General features: G+C 66.8%; 20 protein-coding genes. 6 read left to right on the top strand and 14 right to left on the bottom strand.

The annotated features are described in order from the left end of the window. Positions 1-18 precede the first annotated feature (18 nt). From pstA to PV764_RS04150, 9 genes are all read right to left on the bottom strand, one after another. Positions 19-894, bottom strand: a complete 876-nt coding sequence (pstA, locus tag PV764_RS04190; protein ID WP_421116229.1) for a phosphate ABC transporter permease PstA — start codon at positions 892-894, stop codon at positions 19-21. Then, on the bottom strand, positions 894-1,862 hold the full coding sequence (pstC, locus tag PV764_RS04185; RefSeq protein ID WP_421116228.1) for a phosphate ABC transporter permease subunit PstC: 969 nt from the start codon (positions 1,860-1,862) through the stop codon (positions 894-896). Before pstC ends, pstA begins: the two co-directional genes overlap by 1 nt. Before the next feature lie 133 nt (positions 1,863-1,995). Further along, positions 1,996-3,087 (bottom strand): phosphate ABC transporter substrate-binding protein PstS, encoded by a 1,092-nt coding sequence (pstS, locus tag PV764_RS04180; protein WP_046272027.1) that lies wholly within the window; start codon positions 3,085-3,087, stop codon positions 1,996-1,998. A gap of 302 nt (positions 3,088-3,389) precedes the next feature. After that, the gene (gene pstS / locus PV764_RS04175) at positions 3,390-4,409 is read right to left on the bottom strand and encodes a phosphate ABC transporter substrate-binding protein PstS (protein ID WP_046272026.1); all 1,020 of its coding nucleotides are present in this window, start codon (positions 4,407-4,409) and stop codon (positions 3,390-3,392) included. Positions 4,410-4,532: 123 nt separating this feature from the next. Continuing rightward, positions 4,533-4,844 (bottom strand): hypothetical protein, encoded by a 312-nt coding sequence (locus PV764_RS04170; RefSeq protein ID WP_343312127.1) that lies wholly within the window; start codon positions 4,842-4,844, stop codon positions 4,533-4,535. A 76-nt stretch (positions 4,845-4,920) separates the two neighbouring features. Next, complete coding sequence (locus PV764_RS04165; protein WP_026070196.1) at positions 4,921-6,132, bottom strand: OprO/OprP family phosphate-selective porin; 1,212 nt, start codon at positions 6,130-6,132, stop codon at positions 4,921-4,923. 180 nt (positions 6,133-6,312) lie between these two features. Beyond that, a complete protein-coding gene (gene nth / locus PV764_RS04160) occupies positions 6,313-6,987 on the bottom strand; it encodes an endonuclease III (RefSeq protein WP_070471806.1) in 675 nt (224 codons plus the stop codon). Continuing rightward, the gene (locus PV764_RS04155; RefSeq protein ID WP_046272024.1) at positions 6,987-7,349 is read right to left on the bottom strand and encodes a hypothetical protein; all 363 of its coding nucleotides are present in this window, start codon (positions 7,347-7,349) and stop codon (positions 6,987-6,989) included. The genes nth and PV764_RS04155 overlap by 1 nt, the downstream gene beginning before the upstream one ends. 3 nt (positions 7,350-7,352) lie before the next feature. Next, complete coding sequence (locus tag PV764_RS04150) at positions 7,353-8,111, bottom strand: enoyl-CoA hydratase/isomerase family protein (RefSeq protein WP_390328393.1); 759 nt, start codon at positions 8,109-8,111, stop codon at positions 7,353-7,355. Positions 8,112-8,302: 191 nt separating this feature from the next. Between PV764_RS04150 and PV764_RS04145 the strand changes: the two genes are divergently transcribed. The 3 genes from PV764_RS04145 to PV764_RS04135 all read left to right on the top strand — a co-directional run bounded on the left by PV764_RS04145 (position 8,303) and on the right by PV764_RS04135 (position 10,782). Continuing rightward, positions 8,303-9,004: an FKBP-type peptidyl-prolyl cis-trans isomerase N-terminal domain-containing protein gene (locus PV764_RS04145; protein WP_046272022.1), complete on the top strand. Its 702-nt coding sequence runs from the start codon at positions 8,303-8,305 to the stop codon at positions 9,002-9,004. 87 nt (positions 9,005-9,091) lie between these two features. Beyond that, the gene (locus tag PV764_RS04140) at positions 9,092-9,895 is read left to right on the top strand and encodes a CoA pyrophosphatase (RefSeq protein ID WP_421116227.1); all 804 of its coding nucleotides are present in this window, start codon (positions 9,092-9,094) and stop codon (positions 9,893-9,895) included. Further along, complete coding sequence (locus PV764_RS04135; RefSeq protein WP_421116226.1) at positions 9,892-10,782, top strand: sulfurtransferase; 891 nt, start codon at positions 9,892-9,894, stop codon at positions 10,780-10,782. The genes PV764_RS04140 and PV764_RS04135 overlap by 4 nt, the downstream gene beginning before the upstream one ends. 16 nt (positions 10,783-10,798) lie before the next feature. Here PV764_RS04135 and PV764_RS04130 read toward each other — a convergent pair whose 3' ends face one another. Further along, complete coding sequence (locus PV764_RS04130; protein WP_421116225.1) at positions 10,799-11,368, bottom strand: N-acetylmuramoyl-L-alanine amidase; 570 nt, start codon at positions 11,366-11,368, stop codon at positions 10,799-10,801. A gap of 57 nt (positions 11,369-11,425) precedes the next feature. Here PV764_RS04130 and PV764_RS04125 point away from each other — a divergent pair, with 57 nt between their 5' ends. The 3 genes from PV764_RS04125 to PV764_RS04115 all read left to right on the top strand — a co-directional run bounded on the left by PV764_RS04125 (position 11,426) and on the right by PV764_RS04115 (position 14,759). Then, positions 11,426-11,953 (top strand): alpha/beta hydrolase, encoded by a 528-nt coding sequence (locus tag PV764_RS04125; protein ID WP_019185880.1) that lies wholly within the window; start codon positions 11,426-11,428, stop codon positions 11,951-11,953. Positions 11,954-12,062: 109 nt separating this feature from the next. Next, positions 12,063-14,207, top strand: a complete 2,145-nt coding sequence (gene rlmKL / locus PV764_RS04120; protein WP_026070194.1) for a bifunctional 23S rRNA (guanine(2069)-N(7))-methyltransferase RlmK/23S rRNA (guanine(2445)-N(2))-methyltransferase RlmL — start codon at positions 12,063-12,065, stop codon at positions 14,205-14,207. Between the two features lie 15 nt (positions 14,208-14,222). Further along, on the top strand, positions 14,223-14,759 hold the full coding sequence (locus PV764_RS04115) for a GNAT family N-acetyltransferase (RefSeq protein WP_019185878.1): 537 nt from the start codon (positions 14,223-14,225) through the stop codon (positions 14,757-14,759). 95 nt (positions 14,760-14,854) lie between these two features. Here PV764_RS04115 and PV764_RS04110 read toward each other — a convergent pair whose 3' ends face one another. From PV764_RS04110 to PV764_RS04095, 4 genes are all read right to left on the bottom strand, one after another. Next, entirely contained in the window at positions 14,855-15,190 is a 336-nt protein-coding gene (locus tag PV764_RS04110; RefSeq protein ID WP_390328040.1) for a DUF3325 domain-containing protein, read from the bottom strand. Next, positions 15,187-16,803, bottom strand: coding sequence for a PepSY-associated TM helix domain-containing protein (locus PV764_RS04105; protein ID WP_421116224.1), 1,617 nt, complete (start codon positions 16,801-16,803; stop codon positions 15,187-15,189). Before PV764_RS04105 ends, PV764_RS04110 begins: the two co-directional genes overlap by 4 nt. Further along, a complete protein-coding gene (locus tag PV764_RS04100) occupies positions 16,800-17,159 on the bottom strand; it encodes a DUF3649 domain-containing protein (protein WP_235318833.1) in 360 nt (119 codons plus the stop codon). Before PV764_RS04100 ends, PV764_RS04105 begins: the two co-directional genes overlap by 4 nt. A gap of 83 nt (positions 17,160-17,242) precedes the next feature. After that, complete coding sequence (locus tag PV764_RS04095; RefSeq protein ID WP_421116223.1) at positions 17,243-19,474, bottom strand: TonB-dependent siderophore receptor; 2,232 nt, start codon at positions 19,472-19,474, stop codon at positions 17,243-17,245. Positions 19,475-19,507: the final 33 nt, after the last annotated feature.

Here is a 19,507-nt window from a genome sequence, read left to right as displayed (position 1 = left end):
GCGATGTCCGTGGAAAGGTCAGTCATGGGAGATACGGTTGCGCAGCAGGATGCCGCGCGCGGAAAGGCTGACCAGCAGCACGAACACGGTCAGCACCAGCGCGCCGGCCCAGGCCAGCACCTGCCAGGATTCATACGGGCTGCCGGCGAACTGGTTCATCACCACCGGGACCGAGGCCATCGGCTGGAACACGTTGCTGTTCCAGTACTGGTTGCCGAAGGCGGTGAACAGCAGCGGCGCGGTTTCACCGGAGATGCGGGCCAGCGCCAGCAGGATGCCGGTCACGATGCCGGCGGCGGCGCTGCGGTACAGCACCTGCACGGTCACCTTCCACTGCGGGATACCCAGCGACAGCGCTGCTTCGCGCATCTGCGAGGGCACCAGGCGCAGCATTTCATCGGTGGTACGCACCACCACCGGCAGCACGATGAAGGCCAGCGAGAGCGCGCCGGCGAAGGCCGAGAACTGGCCGCCGGTCTGCATCACATACAGGGTGTAGACGAACAGGCCCAGAACGATCGACGGCGCCGAGAGCAGGATGTCGTTGACGAAACGGACCACCGTGCCGGCCTTGCGGAAGTTGCCGTACTCGGCCAGCCAGGTGCCGGCGAGCACGCCCAGCGGGGTGCCGATCGCGATCGCCAGGCCGCACATCACGGCACTGCCGAAGAATGCATTGGCCAGGCCGCCTTCCTGCATCGGCGGCGGTGTCATCTTGGTAAACAGGTCCAGGTTGATCCCGGCCAGGCCCTTGGAGGCCAGCGTCCACAGGATCCAGCCGAGGAAGAACAGGCCGAACAGCGCGGTCAGGCAGGACATCAGCAGCGCGACCACGTTGACGATGCGGCGGCGCAGGTACAGCGGCTGGGAAGAGTGCGTAGCGACGGTGGACATCAGTTGCCCTCCTTGCGGGACAGACGCATCAGCATCAGGCGGGCGATTGCCAGCACCACGAAGGTGACGATGAAGAGCACGAAGCCGAGCAGCAGCAGCGCGGAGCGGTAGGTTTCGGTAGCTTCACCGAAGTCGTTGGCGATCAGTGCGGCAATGGTGGTGCCCGGTTCCAGCAGCGACGGCGACAGGCGCACGCTGTTGCCGATCACGAAGGCCACCGCCATGGTTTCACCGAGCGCGCGGCCCAGGCCCAGGAAGATGCCGCCGATCACCGCCGAGCGGGTGTAGGGCAGCACGATGTCCCAGCTCACTTCCCACTTGGTGGAGCCCAGCGCGTAGGCCGATTCCTTCAGGCGGGTCGGCACGGTGAGGAACACTTCGCGCATCACCGAGGAGATGAAGGGGATCACCATGATCGCCAGCACGAAGCCGGCGGTGAGCACGCCGATGCCCAGCGGTGGGCCCTGGAACAGCGGGCCGATGATCGGCATCGTGCCCAGGTGGTCGTTGAGGAACGGGGTGACGTACTCGGTCATCACCGGCACCAGCACGAACAGGCCCCACATGCCGTAGATGATCGAGGGGATACCGGCCAGCAGTTCGATGGCGGTACCGACCGGGCCACGCAGCCAGCGCGGGGCGACCTCGGTCAGGAAGAAGGCGATACCAAAGCTCACCGGGACGGCGATGACCATCGCGATCAGGGCGGTGACCAGGGTGCCGTAGATCGGTGCGAGCGCACCGAATTTGTTCTCGACCGGATTCCATTCGGACGAGTAGAAGAAGCTCAGGCCCTGCTCCTGCAGGGCATGGCGGCCGCCCCACAGCATGGAGAGCGCGGCGCAGGCCAGGGCGACCAGCACCAGGATGACGGTGGCGATCAGTACCCAGCGGAACAGTGTGTCGTTGCGGGCATCACGCAGGTCGCGGAGGGACGGTGCGGGAACAGGCTGGGCAATGGCATTCATGGGAAAAGGCGGGGGCCGTAAGAAGAGGGGTAGTGCCGGGCCATGCCCGGCAACACATGTGCAGCGTGGTGCTGCCGGGCAGTGCCCGGCACTACGACCGCTCAGGCCCGCGACGCGCGCGGGCCTGGCTGTTTCACTTGAACTCGGCCGTCCAATAGGCTTCGATCTGGGTGACCAGCTCGGCCGGCAGCGGCACGTAGTGCAGTTCGTTGGCCTGGGACTGGCCCTTCTCGAAGGCCCACTTGAAGAACGCCAGGGTGTCCTTGCTGCGCTGGGCATCCTTGGGCTGCTTGTGCATCAGCATGAAATTGGTGGCGGTGATCGGCCATGCCTGGTCGCCCGGGGCATTGGTGATGACCAGGTTGAAGTCCTTGGCGCTGGCCCAGTCGGCGCTGGCGGCTGCCGCGGCGAAGGTTTCCGCGCTCGGCTGCACCCAGTTGCCGGCGGCGTTCTGCATCGAGGCGTACGGCATGCCGTTCTGCAGCGCGTAGGCCAGTTCGACGTAGCCGATCGAGCCCTTGATCTGCTTCACGTACGAGGCCACGCCTTCGTTGCCCTTGCCACCCACGCCGTCCGGCCACTGCACCGAGGTGCCTTCGCCGACCTTGCTCTTCCAGTCCGGGCTGACCTTGGAGAGGTAGTTGGAGAAGTTGAAGGTGGTGCCCGAGCCATCCGAACGGTGCACCAGGGTGATCTTGCCGTCGGGCAGCTTGACGCCCGGGTTGGCGGCGACGATGGCCGGGTCGTTCCAGGTCTTGACCTTGCCCAGGAAGATATCGGCCAGCAGGGCGCCGCTCAGGCGCAGCTTGCCGGCTTCCAGGCCGTCGATGTTCACCACCGGGACCACGCCACCGATGGCCGACGGGAACTGGCCGAGGCCGGCCTGGGCCAGCTCTTCGCTGCTCAGCGGCTTGTCGGAAGAACCGAAATCAACGGTGCCGGCCTTGATCTGGGCGATGCCACCACCGGAACCGATCGACTGGTAGTTGATCTTGGCGCCGGTGGCGGCGTTGTAGTCGGCCGACCACTTGGACACCAGCGGGAAAATGAAGGATGCACCGGCGCCGGAGATCTCGGCGGTCAGGCGATCGCCAGCGGCCGGAGCGGCAGCGGGCGCATCGGTGGCCGGCGCGGCGGCCTGGCCTTCAGCGCCCGGCTTGCAGGCGGAAAGACCCAGCGCGATGGCCAGGGAAAGGGCGGCAATGCTGGCCGTGTGCAGTTTCATGCGTCACTCCATAGCGGGATAAGGGCCGGTCTTTCCGGCGACGCGACTATGAAATGATGTTTTTGTTACAGCTTGATGACGCCGTGACCTGGCGCACGCAAAGCCTTGTCCCACAAGGGCCGCCCCGTCGGGGGCAGGCAACAAAAAGGCGCGGAACCTTGCGGCCCGCGCCCGATGGCGCCGGAAGGGGGAGAGAGGTCCCTCCGGCGCCATTGCACTGTCCAGTAGTTGCGTCGGGGGCGACGCGTACCGACCAACGGTCGGCACCTACCGGTAGGTCACCACCGTCGGTGGTGGCTTGCTCAATACTTCAGGTTCTGCGACCAGTAGGTCTCGATCTGCTTGACCAGGGTGTCCGGCAGCGGAACGTAGTCGAGCTGCTTGGCCTGCGCATCGCCGCTCTTGTAGATCCAGCGGAAGAACTCCTGGGTGGCCTTGGCGTTGGCGACGTTCTTGGGCTGCTTGCGGACCAGGATGAAGTTGGTGGCGGTGATCGGCCACGCATCGGCGCCCGGGGCGTTGGTCATGACCAGGTAGAAATCCTTCGAACTGGCCCAGTCGGCGCTGGCGGCAGCGGCGGCGAAGGAGGTGTCGCTCGGCAGCACGATCTTGCCCGAGGCGTTCTTCATCGCGGCATAGGACATCTTGTTCTGCAGCGCGTAGGACAGTTCGACGTAGCCGATGCCGCCCTTGATCTGCTTCACATAGGCGGCAACACCTTCGTTGCCCTTGCCACCGATGCCGACCGGCCACTGGACCGAGGTGCCTTCACCGACCTTGGTCTTCCACTCCGGGTTGACCTTGGAGAGGTAGTTGACGAAGTTGAAGGTGGTGCCCGAACCGTCCGAGCGGTGCACGACGGTGATCTTGCCGTCCGGCAGCTTGACGCCCGGGTTCAGCGCGGCGATCGCCGGGTCGTTCCAGGTCTTGATCTTGCCCAGGAAGATGTTGCCCAGGGTCGGGCCGTCGAGCTTCAGCGCGCCCGGGGCGATGCCGGCCACGTTGATCACCGGGACCACGCCGCCGATCACCGACGGGAACTGGGCCAGGCCGGCCGCCGCCAGTTCTTCGGGCTTCAGCGGGGCATCGGAGGAGCCGAAATCAACGGTCGCGGCCTTGATCTGGGCGATACCACCACCGGAACCGATGGACTGGTAGTTGACCTTCTTGCCGGTCGCGGTGCTGTAGTCGGCGGACCACTTGGACATGACCGGATAGATGAACGAGGCGCCCGCGCCGGTCACATCGGCGGCGTTGGCGGCGAACACGGACGACGCGGCGAGGACGGCAACAGCGGCGCGCGATTTGAAGGCGTGGATCACGGGGTGGCTCCTGGGATGGATGAAGGTGCGGGGTGTCCCGCCCGGTGCTCATTCCATAACGGTTCGATGACAGCGCAGCGACTGTCATATGACTGCCTCGTGACACGCTTTCCGGGAGGGGTGTCACAGCGGCTGCAGTGCCTCCGGAACCCCGTAGCGGCTGCCATCGAAGCGCAGCACATGGCGCTCGCCTTCCACCGGCGTGTCCTGGTCGCGGCAGGTGTCGCCATCCATCCAGCTGTGCGTGGTGACCCGGCGTTCGCGCAGAACGAGGTCGGCCAGCCCGTGCCTGCCTTGCGGGCCGACCGCGACGGTGCGCGACACATCGGTGGATTCACCGGCGCAGCGCGTGTCCCATTCGGCCTGGAAGCGACGCAGCACCATCGGTGGGCCGAGCGTGCGCAGCGTGTCTGCCTGCACCGCCAGGAGATGCAATTGTTCTTCGCTGAAAGGAGCACGAAAAAAGGCGCAGCCGAAGCTGCGCCTTTGTGTCACACGCGTACTGCAGGGCTTACCAGAAGAACTGCAGGCGCGCTTCGAGGATGTTCGGATCGTCGTTGACGAACGTACGGGCGGTGGAGCTGTACTTCTTGCTGTCCACCATCACGTAGTTCAGCGCGAACTTGGTGTTGGAGCGCCAGTAGTAGTTCACGCCCACGGTCCAGATGTCCATCTTGCCGCCGAGCACGCCATCGACGATCGGCGGGCGGCCGGCCACCGGATTCGCGTTCAGGTTACCGTCGTTGAGATCCATGTGGTCGTAACGCGCACCCAGCTGCCACATGCCGCGGCCCGGTTCGTCCGGCAGGCCGGTGGTCGGGGTACCGCCCTTGTAGCCCCAGGTCTCGCCGCTGATGTTCCACAGGCCGCTGACGTAGTAGCCGTCGCTGCTGTAGTTGTCGTGCGAGTAACGCTTGGCCTTGCTGGTGTAGTACTCGGCCTGGGCCTTGAACGGGCCACCGATGTACATCGCTTCGGCACCGATCGTGCTGACGCGGTCGGTATCGACCAGGTTGCCGCTGTCGACCAGGCGCGCGGTGGCCAGGTCGGCGTTCGGACGGGCGCGCACGCGCAGGGTGTCGGCGTCGGTGTCGTAGTCCACATAGCTCAGGCCGAAGTGCAGGACCTGGCCCTTGTCATTGATCGGTGCCCAGGTACCACGCGCGCCGTAGCCGCTGCCGTGGGCCAGGTTGCGGGTCAGCTCGCGGCCGAAGGCGCTGGCGGTGACGGACCAGTTGTTGTCACCGATGCTGTAGGCGCCACCCAGGCGGCGGGCCACGGCGTAGGTGTTGGTGACCGCGGCCTTGGAGATGAAGTCGTTGTTCTTGGTGCTGGAGAGTTCTTCCAGGCTGTTGGGCTGCTTGAACTGGCCGAACTGCACGAAGTGGTTGGCGTTGCCGGCCAGCTTGTACTTCAGGTTGGTGTCCAGGAACTTGTCGGCCTTGGCGTCGTAGCCCACCACCCATTCCACGTTGCCCGGGCCCTTGCCCTTGAGCACCAGCTCGGCGCGGCGCAGCTCGAATTCGCTGTTCTTGCCGTTGCCGGCATCACCGCCGTTGAGGTCGGTCACATCGTTGTCGAACCAGTTGCCGTCGGCCTGGACCAGGCCCTCGAACGTGATTTCCGAACCGCCGATCACATCGATGGCCACTTCAGCGTGAGCGGCCGGAACGAACAGCGCAGCCGCCACGGCCGCAGTAAGAAGTTGGCGATGCAGTTTCATGGAAGGAGCCTTGCAGGCAGGTGGGAAGATGCTGCGCAGGCTAATTAGTGAAGATTGCGTAAATGTGACAGTTTCAGACAAACCGTCATCGCCCGCATCCCAAGCGGCGTCAGGGGCTGCTATTGATGCCCGGCGCAGATGACCGCCGGGTTGCGCCCATATGGCAGTCGCGTGCCCCGTTCAGGCGGCGGTTTTTTCCTTGAATCGGCACAGGTCGCGGATCACGCATTGCGGGCAATCCGGCTTGCGTGCCTTGCACACATAGCGGCCGTGCAGGATCAGCCAGTGGTGCGCATCGAGCAGGAACTCGGCGGGGATCACCTTGACCAGCAGATCCTCCACCGCGCGCACATCCTTACCCGGTGCCAGGCCGGTGCGGTTGGACACGCGGAAGATGTGGGTGTCCACCGCCATCACCGGCTCACCGAAGGCGGTGTTGAGCACCACGTTGGCGGTCTTGCGACCGACACCGGGCAGCGCTTCGAGTGCGGCACGATCACGCGGCACCTCGCCGCCGTGCTGGCTGACCAGCATCGCGCAGGCGGCGATCACGTTCTTGGCTTTCGCGTTGTACAGGCCGATCGTGGCGATGTACTTCTTCAGGCCGTCCTCACCGAGCGCCAGGATCGCCTGCGGCGTGTTGGCGATCGGAAACAGCTTGCGCGTGGCTTTGTTGACGCCCACGTCGGTGGCCTGCGCGGACAGCGTCACCGCCACCAGCAGTTCGAACGGGGTGCTGTACTCCAGTTCGGTCTTTGGGTGCGGGTTGAGTTCGCGCAGGCGCGTGAACATTTCGATCACGTCGGCCTTGGGCATGCGTGCGGTGCGTGCGGCGGTTTTCTTCATCGTTGCCATCAGGACGTGCGGCCAGCGGCCTTGGCCTTGGCGCGCGCGAGGATCGCGGCGGCGGCAGAGGGCAGGGCGGGCTTCTGGATCTCGGGAGTGGGGGGCGGTGCACGGCGCGCATCGCGTTCGGCGGCACGGCGCGCGAGCCGCTGCTGGCGCTGACGGTAGCGTTCGCGTGCGGCCCAGGCCCGTTGCAGCTGCTGCTGCGCCTGCTGCAGGCGCTGCGGCAGGTCGGGATGACCGGGCAGCAGCTGTGCGTCGCCCGGGTGTGGAACGTAGTCCATCAGCCCGGCGTCCAGCGCGGCGTCCCAGTGATCATCGAGCACGAGCGCCAGCAACTGCGCCGGCGAAACGGTAGGGGGAGGCGACATGGCTCAGCGGTTCTGGAATACCGGTGGGCGGCGCGCCAGGAATGCGTTGGTCCCTTCGCGCATGTCCTCGGTGGCGAACATCAGGCCGAACTGCGCGCTCTCGTACTCCAGGCCCTCGCCCAGCGGGCACTCACCGCCGATGTGGATCGCATCCAGGATGCCGCGCAGTGCCAGCGGCGCGGCCGAGGCCAACTGCGACGCGATGGTCTGGACCCGCGCATCGAGCTCCGCGGCGGGGACGACCTCGTTGACGATGCCCAGTTGCGCGGCACGGGCCGCAGTGATCGGGGTGCCCAGCAGGCACAGCTCCAGCGCGGCAGCGCGGCCGCACAGGCGCAGCAGCCGCTGGCTGCCGCCGAAACCGGGAATCAGGCCCAGGTTGACCTCCGGCTGGCCGACCTTGGCGGTCTCCGCCGCCACCCGCAGGTGGCAGGCCATGGCCAGTTCCAGGCCGCCGCCCAGCGCAAATCCGTTGATCTTGCCGATCACCGGCTTGGGCATGCGCTCGATGCGGCGCATCAGCCCTTGGCCGAGCAGGGAGAAATCACGACCCTGAACCGCGCTCAGGCCGTTCATTTCGGCGATGTCGGCACCGGCGACGAACGCCTTGGGACCGGCGCCGGTCAGCACCACCACCCGCACCGCAGGGTCGGCAGCGGCCTCGGCGAAAGCCGTATCCAGGGCTTCCAGCGTCGCCCGGTTGAGGGCGTTGAGTTTGTCCGGGCGGTTGACCGTCACAGTGCGTACGGCACCATCGTCCATAATCGCGATAAGGGCGTCGGCCACGGCAGGACTCCTGAAAACGTTAAAAAAAAGTGATGTTGAACTCTTGAAACGAAGTCAGGTCAGAGCCTGCGTCGTTAGTGGCGGTTCAACGTTGCGGCGGCTATCCTAACCCGTCGCCTCAGGGCGGCCCAACGCGTCCTGAGTTACCACCCCTGGAGAAAAGTTTGATGAAGTTGCGTTCTATCGCGGTCGCCGTCGCGGCCCTGGCCCTGACGGGCAATGCCTTCGCCCAGGACACCTCGTCCGAAAAGGGCAAGCTGAGCTATTACTTCGGTTACGACTACGGCAACAACCTGGCTGAACTCACCGCACGCGGCGAGCAGCTGGACATCAACTCGGTGGTGAAGGGCCTGCAGGATGCCTACGCCAAGAAGCAGCCGTCGATCACGGCCGAGCAGTTGAAGCCCGCCGTCGAAGCCTTCCAGAAGCGTGAGCAGGGTCGTGCGCAGGCCGCCAAGGCCGAGTACGACAAGGCTGCCGCCGAGAACAAGACCAAGAGCACCCAGTTCCTGGCCACCAACAAGGCCAAGGCCGGCGTGCAGTCGCTTCCGAGCGGCGTGCAGTACCGCGTGATCGAAGCCGGCAAGGGCGCCAAGCCGACCCAGGCCAGCACCGTGCAGCTGGAAGTGGCCGGTCCGTACCCGTTCGGCACCCGTCCGGCCGAAGCGCGTCCGGCCCAGCAGATCCCGGGCATCAAGGTCAGCGAAGTCGAAATGAAGGCCATGCGTGAAGCCCTGCTGCAGATGCCGGCCGGCTCCAAGTGGGAAGTGACGCTGCCGCCGGAACAGGCCTATGGTGCCGATCCGCGCACGCCGTTCCCGCCGAACGTTGCGGTGCAGTTCGAAATCAAGCTCGTCAGCGTCAAGTAATTTCCGCAACATCAAGAACGCGCCGGTGGCAACACCGGCGCGTTTTTCGTTTCCGTGCATTCGCGCTACTGTTGACCGGTGCAATCGATGGAACACTCCCCGCATGCCGTGCTCACTCCCTGCATCGGAATCTGCGCGCTGGATCGCGCCGGTGTCTGCACGGGCTGCCTGCGCACCGTGGATGAAATCACCCGCTGGCGAACCATGAGCCGACCCGAACAGCAACACGTCATGCAGCACACGCTGCCCCTGCGCGAACAACTGCGGCAATCGCTGCAAGGTTCGCTGGCCGAACACGAACGCCTGATGCGCGCGCTGCATCCGCTGGACCGGCCGCCGCCCGGCGATGGCTGGAACCGCAGCGAGCTGGTCGATCTTCTTCCACCCGGCCCGCCGGTTGAAGCGGCCGTGCTGGCCGGCATCATTCCGCGCGAAGGCGGTGCCCAGGTGCTGCTGACCCGGCGTACCGATACGTTGCGTCATCATGGTGGCCAGGTCGGTTTCCCGGGGGGGCGCATGGAACCGGACGACCGCGATGCGGTGGCCGCCGCGATCCGCGAGAGCGATGAGGAAATCGCCCTCAAGCAGGATCAGGTGCAGGTACTGGGATACCTGGATCCGTTCGTGACGATTACCGGTTATCGGGTCATGCCGGTCGTGGCCGTGATCGATCCCGCATTCGTGGCCGTGCCCGAACCGGGCGAGGTCGCCGAAGTCTTCGAAGTTCCGCTCGCGTACCTGATGGATCCGGCCAACCTGCACCACGTCGAGATCGATCACCGCGGGCGCATCCGCCACGTGCTCGAGTATGGCTGGCCGGGGCAACGGATCTGGGGCGCGACCGCCGCCATTCTCTACAACCTGCGTCGCCGCCTGGAGCAGACCGCATGACCACGCCGCTGATCGATGTCACCGCCCTCGCACAGGCCCTGGAAGAGGGCGCCACGCGCCTGATGGATGCACGCGCGACGGCCAGTGCCGCAGCGCCGCTGCGCGTGGTGGATGCCCGTTTCTCGTTGGCCGACCCGCAGTCCGGTGCGCAGTTGTACGCACGGGGCCATCTGCCCGGCGCGCTGTACGCCGATCTCAACCGGGATCTGTCCGATCTGGGCCGCACCGGCCATGGCCGTCACCCACTGCCGGACAGCGAGGCGTTCGCCGCACGCCTGGGCGAGTGGGGCATCGGGCCCGATACCCGGGTGGTGGTCTATGACGCCGGCGATGGCAGCATGGCCGCCGCGCGCCTGTGGTGGCTGTTGCGGTTGATCGGGCATGCGCACGTGCGTGTCCTCGATGGCGGCTTCGCGGCCTGGCAGGCGGCCGGCCTGCCGGTTACTACCGAGCTGCCGCAGGTGACCGGGCTGCCGCCGTACCCCGGTCACTTCGACCGCAGCCAGATCGCCTCGGTCGAGCAGGTGCAGGCGCGTCTCAAGCATGCTCCGGGCTGGCTGATCGATGCGCGGGCCGGCGAGCGTTTCCGGGGCGAAGTGGAGCCGTTGGACCCGGTCGCCGGCCATGTGCCAGGTGCGGTGAATCGTCCGTTTGCGTTGAACGTGCAGGACGGGCGGTTGCGCCCTGCGGACGATCTGCGCGCGGCGCTGCAGCCGCTGCTCGGCACGCATGCACCGGAGGAGGTGGTCCTGATGTGCGGCTCCGGCGTGACCGCCTGCCATCTGCTGCTGGCAATGGAAGCGGCCGGCCTGGAAGGCGCGCGGATCTATGCCGATTCGTGGAGCGGCTGGGTCAGCGATCCGTCGCGCCCGGTGGCCACCGGCTGATCATCGGCACACCTGCTCACCCACGCAGTTCCTGCAACGGCACCGCCGCGAGCACGCGCGGCCACGGGAACAACGGGCCCGGGTCGCGCTTGCGCGGCACGCGCCGCTCCGGATCGTCACTGGCCACTTCTTCACGTGTATCGAGCCACTCGTGGCCGGCGATATGCGCCAGCGCCGGCAGCGTGCCGCACAGGTGCTGCAGCAGATCGATCAGCGCCGCGATCTGCGCATCCGGGTAGGGCTCGTCCATCGCCTGGTGGCGGGAATCCCACCAGTGCGGGTAACGCCCGGTGTTGACCAGTTCGATGCCGATCGAGCGCGGATTGAAACCCGTGACCTGATGCGCGATGCGGTCCAATGACACGTACTGGACAATGCACCCGTCGCGGTCGATGTAGTAGTGCCCGCTGTTGCCCGTGCCGCTCTCATACAGCACGCGCTCGCCGTACTCGCGCGCCATCGCCAGGTCTGGCAGTTCGGTGCAGTGGATGACCACCAGATCGATGTCGTCGTGGGTGCGGGGCAGCAGCCTGTCCTGGTAGGGCAGGGGCTGTGCATCGATGGCGGGCGGGGCGCGGTCGGGCATGCGGCGATGCTAGCATTCGGGCATGAACGCTCCTATCGATTCCCGCCCGGTGTGTGCATGAGCCGCGGCCACTGCATTCTCTCCCACGGCTTTGAAAGCGGCCCGGACGCCATCAAGGTGACCGCCCTGGCCGAGGTGGCCGAGCGCCTGGGCTGGACCCACGAGCGCCCGGACTACACCGACCTGGACGCCCAGCGCGAGGTCAGCAGCCTCGGCGATGTGCGTGCCCGCCTGCAGCGTCTGGTCACCCTGGCCACCGCCCGCGCCGCGCAGGGCCCGGTGGTGCTGGCCGGTTCCAGCCTGGGCTCGTACATCTCGGCCATCGCCTCGCTGCAGGTGCCGGTCCGCGGGCTGTTCCTGATGGTGCCGCCGACCCGCATGGGGCCGATGCCGGCGCTGGATGCGGCGCGGGTGCCGACCAGCGTGGTGCATGCCTGGCACGACGAACTGATCCCGCCCGCCGAGGTCATCGCCTGGGCCCAGGCCCGCTCGGCGCGCCTGCTGATGGTGGACGACGGGCACCGCCTGGCCAACCACGTGGAGGCGTCGACCCGGGCCTTCGAGGAATTGCTGGCCTCGCTGTAAGCCGGGCGATCCAGCCCGCCTCACGTACAATGGCCCCCCGGGACCCCGTGCCCGGCTGCTTGCCGTGCCCGTGGGCACCCCCTCTCCGCTGACCTGCGATACCGATTCCGTGAAATTCTTTGTTTCCTGCGCCAAGGGCCTGGAGTATCTGCTCGCCGACGAACTGTTGGCGCTCGGCCTGGACAAGGCCACCGCCACCATTTCCGGCGTCAACGCCGAGGGCGAGCTGGCGCAGGCACAGCGCGTGGTGCTGTGGTCGCGCCTGGCCAGCCGGGTGCTGTGGCCGCTGGCCGAGTTCGAGTGCCCGGATGAGGGCTCGCTCTACCAGGGCGTGTCGGCGATGGCGTGGGAGCAGCACATCAGCCCCGAGCTGACCCTGTCGGTGGACGCGCATGTGTCCGGCACCGAGATCACCCACGCGCGCTTCGCCGCGCAGCGGGTCAAGGATGGCGTGGTCGACAGCCTGCGCGCGCAGGGCCTGGAACGGCCGTCGGTGAACGTGGAGTTCCCGGATGTGCGCATCAACCTGTCGCTGCGCAAGGGCCGCGCCACGATCTCGATCGATCTGGGCGGTGGCCCGATGCACCGCCGTGGCTGGCGCATGGCGCAGAACGAGGCGCCGCTGAAGGAAAACCTGGCCGCTGCGGTATTGCTGCGCGCCAACTGGCCGAAGATCCACAGCGAAGGCGGTGGCCTGCTCGACCCTATGTGCGGCAGCGGCACGCTGCTGATCGAAGGCGCGCTGATGGCCGCCGACGTCGCCCCGGGCCTGCAGCGACACGGCAGCATCCCGCCGAGCCGCTGGCTGGGCTTCGACCGCGAGAGCTGGAACACCCTGATGGCCGAAGCGCGTACGCGCGAGGAAGCCGGCCGCGGTGCGCTCAAGCAGGTCATCCACGGCAGCGATATCGACCCGCATGCGATCCGCGCGGCCAAGGAAAATGCCGAGACCGCTGGCGTCTCGCACGCTATCTGGTTCGGCGTTCGCGACGTGGCCGATGTGCAGGTGCCGCCGCAGGAAACCGGCTGCGTGGTCTGCAATCCGCCCTATGACGAGCGCCTGGCCGCCGATGCGCTGCTGTACCGCCGCCTCGGCGACGCGCTCAAGCGCGCGGTGCCGCAGTGGCGTGCCAGCCTGCTGTGCGGCAGTGCGGACCTGGCGTTTGCCACCGGCCTGCGCGCCAACAAGAAGTACCAGCTGTTCAACGGCGCCATCGAGTGCGCGCTGATCGTCTGCGACCCGATCGCCGTGCCGCAGCGTGAGAACACCGGCCAACCGCGCGAGCTCAGCGAAGGCGCGCAGATGGTGGCCAACCGCCTGCGCAAGAACATCAAGAAATTCAAGACCTGGCGGGCGCGCGAGAGTATCACCTGCTACCGCGTCTACGATGCCGATCTGCCCGAATACGCCGCCGCCATCGACGTCTACGAAGAAGACGGCGGTGCCCGTCGCACCTTCCTGCATGTGCAGGAATACGCGGCCCCGGCGACGATTCCGGATGTCGATGTGCGTCGCCGCCGCAACGAGCTGCTGTCGGCCGCACGCGAGGTGTTCCAGGTGCCGGCCGAGCAGGTCGCACTGAAGTCGCGCGAACGCGGCAAGGGCGGCAGCAAGTACGGCCGCTTCGAGCAGCGCGGCGAGTTCGTGCTGGTACGCGAGAACGACGCGCTGCTGCGCGTGAACCTGTTCGATTACCTGGACACCGGCCTGTTCCTGGACCACCGCCCGCTGCGCTGGCACATGGCGCAGGAAGCCCAGGGCAAGCGCTTCCTCAACCTGTTCTGCTACACCGGTGTGGCCAGCGTGCAGGCGGCGGTGGCGGGTGCGGCATCGACCACCAGCGTGGACCTGTCCGGCACCTATCTGCAGTGGTGTGCCGACAACCTGGCCTTGAACGGCAAGGGCGGCAGCCAGCACCAGCTGATCCAGGCCGATGCACTGGCGTGGCTGGAGGCCGAGCGCCACCGCTTCGACGTGATCTTCTGCGATCCGCCGACCTTCTCCAACTCGGCCCGCGCCGATGACTTCGACATCCAGCGCGAACACGTGCGCCTGCTGCGCGCGGCCGTGGCCCGCCTGAGCCCGGAAGGCGTGCTGTACTTCTCCAACAACTTCCGCCGCTTCAAGCTGGACGACGAAGCGATCAAGGAATTCGCGGAGTGCAAAGAGATTTCGCCCGAGACCATCGGGGCGGACTTCGAACGCAACCCGCGCATCCACCGCGCGTGGGAACTGCGCCGCTACGGCGCCTGACCGATGGCGGCTGGCATGGACGACAGCCCGCTCATCGCCGACGGACTGCTGCTGCGTCCGTTCCAGGATGCCGACGCCGCCCCGTTTGTGGCGGCGGTGCGTGAATCGGCCGAGGGCATGCAGCGCTGGATGCCGTGGAGCTCGGCGGACTACAGCGTCGCGCAGGCGCTGCAGTGGTTCCAGGCCTGCCGCGACGGCTGGGCGGCAGGCTCGGCCTGCGAGTACGGGATATTCGAGCAGGACACGGCGGCGTTTGTCGGCGGCGCGGGACTGAACAAGATCCAGCACGATCCCCGGTTCTGCAACCTGGGCTACTGGGTACGGCAGTCGTGCCGTGGCCAGGGCGTGGCGCCCCGCGTTGTCCGGGCACTGGCTGCCCAGGCGTTCGGGCCGCTGGGCCTGCAACGGGTGGAGATCGTGGTGGCGGTGGGCAACCTCGCCAGCGAACGGGTGGCGGAGAAGGCCGGCGCGCTTCGCGAGGGCGTGGCACGCAACCGACTGGTCATCGACGGCCGTCCCGCCGACGCGCACATGTTTTCACTGGTGCCCTGACCGGCGATCGCGATGCGGCGACGCCCGTGAGGGTGCGGCGGGTGCACCGCAGGGATCGATCTGAAGGTAGAGCCACGCCATGCGTGGCTGCTCCCTCAACGCCCGACCAGCGCCACCGCCAGCCCCACCACCGGCAACGCCCATGCCAATGGCGCAATCCAGCGCGGCCGATACGGGTACAGCCCGAACGCAATCAGCAGGCCGCTGATCGTCAGCGCGCCCAGCCACAGCACCGGGCCGATCGCCCAGCCGTGATCCAGCACGCACAATGCGAAGGCGACGGTCAGCAACGTCCAGCCCACCCAGCGCCACACCCGCATGCGCGATGCGCTGGCGCCGGCTTTGCCGTGCAGATCCAGCTGGTGTTTGTCCATGGCCAGCGACAGCGCCGTGAACGCCGAAAAGCTCAGCGTGATCGCGAGCAGCATCATGCCGTGGCCCCCGCAGCAGCGGCCTGCTGGCGACGCTTCTTCTCGGCGGCGCTCAACGGTGGCTGCCAACGCTGCATGCGATGGCCGCAGTAGGCCAGCATCGCGCCGAAGGCGAGCATGGTCAGATCGAAGCCGGCCAGCACCCAGTCACCGGTACGCAGGGTCACGCCCAGATGCGCGTGCGTGGTCAATGCGTTGACCACCGGGATCAGGGTGAACAGCGCGCCGCCCAGATATAGCTGCCAGGTCCACATCATCCGTTTGGGCCAGATGAAACCGGCCAGCAATGCGGCGGCCCAGGCGTAGAAGAAGGTATTGACCTCGGCCGCGGAGCGCTCGGCCATCTGCACCGGCAGCAGGCGGTTGGCCAGGAAGTAGGTGGCGAAGGCAATCGGCAGGCCGGCCACTGCGCCGATGTTCAGCGCGTCGACCAGGCGCAGGCCGAAGCCGGTCTTGCCGGACTTGGCATGCTTGGGGCGTTCCTTGACCGCCCACAGCACCACGCCGCTGGCGACCATCAGGCAGCCGATCAGGCCCGAGAGGAAGAACAGGGCACGCAGGCCCCAATCGGCGAAGCGCGCCAGGTGCAGCCCGTACATCACGCCGCGGGTCTGGGTCGCACCACCGGAGGCCGGGCTGGCCTCGAGCAATTGCCCGGTGACGGCATTGAAGCGCAGCGACGGGGTATCCACCGACAGGCGCTTTCCATCGCGCTGGGTGATATCCACGATCGCATTCGCTGCGCCCGGGTGGTACAGGGTAAAGCCGGCGACATCGGCCCCCTTCCATTCGGCGCGGGCGCTGTCCAGCAGCTGCTGGATCGGCAGCGGCGTGGCGCGCCCTTCGGCGGGGGTCTCGATCTCGGCCAGGCGCGCGAAAGCCTCGCTGAAGAACGCCTCCTCATCCTTGGGGTAGGCCACGCTCACGCCCCACGGCAGGTACATGAACATCAAGGTGACGATGCCGGTGTAGGTGATCATCGCGTGGTACGGCAGCGCCATCACGGCGCTGACGTTATGGAAATCCAGCCACGAGCGCAGGCCCTTCTCCGGGCGGAAGGTGAAGAAGTCCTTGAAGATCTTCTTGTGCGTGATCACGCCGGTGATGATCGCCACCAGCATGAACATCGCGCAGAAACCGACCAGGTAACGCGCCCAGTACACCGGGATGTAGTGCAGGTCGAAATGCAGGCGGTAGAAGAAGTCGCCACCGCGGGTTTCGCGTGCGGCGATTTCCTCGCCGGTGTTCGGATCCACGGTGGCATCGCCGAAACGGCCACCGCCGCGCCGGCGGCGCTCGCCTTCCACCGGCGGCTTGACCATTGATTCGGGGTTGCGCCAGAACATGCGCATCGCCGGGTTGCGCGGGTCGGGGAGGGTGACGTTCCAGCTCTCGGCCTGCGGCGCCTTGTGCTGCAGGAAGGTCAGCGCACGCTCGGCGGCCACATCGGCGGTGACGCTGCTGCGCGGCAGCTCCGGGCGCATCCAGCGGCTGATTTCCTCACGGTAGTAGCTGGCGGTGCCGGCCATGAAAATCAGCAGCAGCAGCCAGCCGACCAGCAGGCCGGTCCAGGTGTGCAGCCACGCCATCGACTGGCGGAATCCGTTCTTCATGCGGCCCCCTGCAGCAGGCGGGTGCCCACCCAGAACAGCACGGTGGGTATCAGGATGCCGACCCAGGCGCGCAGGGCGGTGCGGGTAGCGAACGCCCACAGCGCCGCGCAGGCGCACAGCACGATCGCCACCATCATGCCGGTCAGCACGGCCTGCCCGCGCGCGATCGGCAGGGCGACCGCGAAGAACATCGAGCAGGTCGCGGCCAGCGCATAGCCGCCGAAGATCGCCGCGAGCGAACGTGACAACACACCCAGCCAGGGGCGGGTGAAGAAGGAACCAAGACGGTTGAACCTGGCGCTGGCGTGCGGCGTGCTGTCCACGGAAACCTGCTGATCGATCGGGGAAACGGGCATCACCGGCCGCAGCCGGTGATGAAGGATAGTGGCCATCCGTGGCCGTGTTCACTGCGCGTCGCAGTGGTCCCTTGGAGCCGGTGTCAGAGCTTCCAGCGCAGGTTCAACATCACGTTGCGCGGTTCGCCCCAGTACACGCCGTTGTAGAAACCGACGTTGCTGAAGTACTTCTTGTCGAGCAGGTTGTTGACGTTGAGCTGCGCGGAGAAGTTGTCGTTGAAGCGGTAGCCGGCGAACACATTCACCAGGTAGAACGCGTCCTGGGTGATGAACGCCGATTCGGTACGGCCGCTGGTCGCGTAATCCGCGCGCGGCTTGGTGCTGGTGCGGTAGATCCGGCTCTGCCAGGTCACGCCACCGCCCAGCGACAGGCGGTTCCACTCACCGCTCGGGCGCCAGCTGGTGTTGAGGCGGAAGGTGTCCACCGGGTTGGTGGTGTTCTGCGCCACGCCGGCCTGGTTGCGGATGGTGGTGTGCGCGAAACCGGCCGAGAGGTTCCAGTTCTCGGTCAGGCTGCCCTGGGCTTCCAGTTCCCAGCCCTTGACCTTGTTGCCCTTGCCGGTGGAACGGTAGGCGCTGCTGCCATCGGGCAGCGAGGCGGCCGGCACCGAGTCATCGAGCTCGGCGACATTGTCCTTCTCGCCCTTGAACACTGCGGCGGAGGTGTTCAGGCGTCCACCGAAGAATTCACCCTTCAGGCCGGCCTCCCACATGTCGCCGACCACCGGCTCCAGGTAGTCGTTGTTCTTGTCGCGGTAGTCCTGCGGCTGGAAGATGTCGGTGTAGCTGGCGTAGGCGCTGAACTGCCTGCTGAAATCGTAGACCAGGCCGAAGTACGGGGTCAGCGAATCGTCCGGCTTGTAGCCGCCGCGGGTGGTGCCGGTACGGTTGCCGGCAGCATCGTGGGTGTAGCGCCAGCTACGGGTTTCCCAGCTGCCGTAGCGCGCGCCGAGCACGGCCAGCAACGGATCGGCCAGCTGCAGGCGGGCGGCCACGTAGGCGGCCTTCTGCGTCAGCTCGTTCTCCGAGGCCAGCCAGTCATGCCGGGTGAGCGGCAACGGGGCGACATCCCCGGTCCAGTGGCGCCAGTCCGGCACGACGTCATAGCCCGGCGGCTGCGTGAACGCCGAGGCAGGCGATTCGCCCTTGCGCACGGATTGGCCGACGCCAGCCACCAGCTCGTGTTCACGGCCGAACAGCTGGAACGGGCCGCTGGTGTTGAGGTCGAACACATTCATTTCGCTGCGCTCGGCGAAATGCGAGAGATAGGCGCGCACCCCGGTGCCGTCCGGTGCCGGATACCCCTGCGCGCCATACCAGACGTCGCCATCGGTGTTGCGCTTGGCGCGGGTCGCGCTGGCCTTCAGCGACCAGCCGTTGCCGAGCTGCTGCTCCAGGCGCACGAAGGTGGTCTTCTCCACGATCGGCCAGCTGCTCCAGCGTGCCGAGAGGTTGGTTGAGCGGGGCAGGTTGGCCGGCTTGCCGTCCGGGCCCCAGTACGGCACCACGCCCCAGGTCACGCCCTTGGTTTCCGGGGACTGGTAGTCATAGCCGACTTCGAACAGGGTGCTGTCGGTCAGGTCGGCCTGCACGATGCCGTAGAACACGTCCTTGTCCAGACGGTACACATCGCGGAAGGAATCGCTCTGCTGCTTGGCGGCCACGAAGCGCGCACGCACGCGGCCATCCAGCGCGATCGGGCCGCCGATGTCCGCTTCCAGACGCTGGTTGCCCCAGCGGCCCAGGGTCAGCCCGGCGCTCATCGCCATCTCCTGGGTCGGTCGCTTGCGGACCATGTTGATCGTGCCCGACGGATCACCGGCGCCGGTGGTCAGGCCGGTGGCGCCGCGGACCACTTCGATGCGCTCGTAGATCGCGCTGTCGGTGTTGGTCTTGAGCGAGCCACCAAACGTGTTGAGCATCCCGTCGATCTGGAAATTGGTGATGCTGTAGCCACGCGAGATGTAGTTGATGCGCTCCGAATCGGTGACCGACACATGCACGCCGGTGACCTGGCCCATCACATCGGACAGGGCGTACAGGCCCATGTCGTCCAGACGCTGGCGGGTCAGCACGGTGACCGACTGGGGGGTGTGGCGCAGCGACAGGTTCAACTTGGTGGCGGTGCTGGCCTGCTTGACCGTGTAGGAATTCGGGATCTCGCCATCGGCGGTCACCTTGACCGTGTCCAGCGTGGTTGCCTCATTCGGCCCGGCCTCGGCAAAGGCGGGCAGCGCCGGCCCGGCGAGGGCAGCAACAAGCGCGAGGGTCAACAACGATGGCCGGGACAACGGTGACGCGGACGAACGGGTCATGGCAACACTTCCAATGTGGGAAAACGGCAGCAC

This window comes from Stenotrophomonas sp. AS1 (assembly GCF_048957655.1).
Classification (GTDB): Bacteria; Pseudomonadota; Gammaproteobacteria; order Xanthomonadales; family Xanthomonadaceae; genus Stenotrophomonas; species Stenotrophomonas bentonitica_A.
This window is presented reverse-complemented; position numbering and strand designations above follow the sequence as displayed.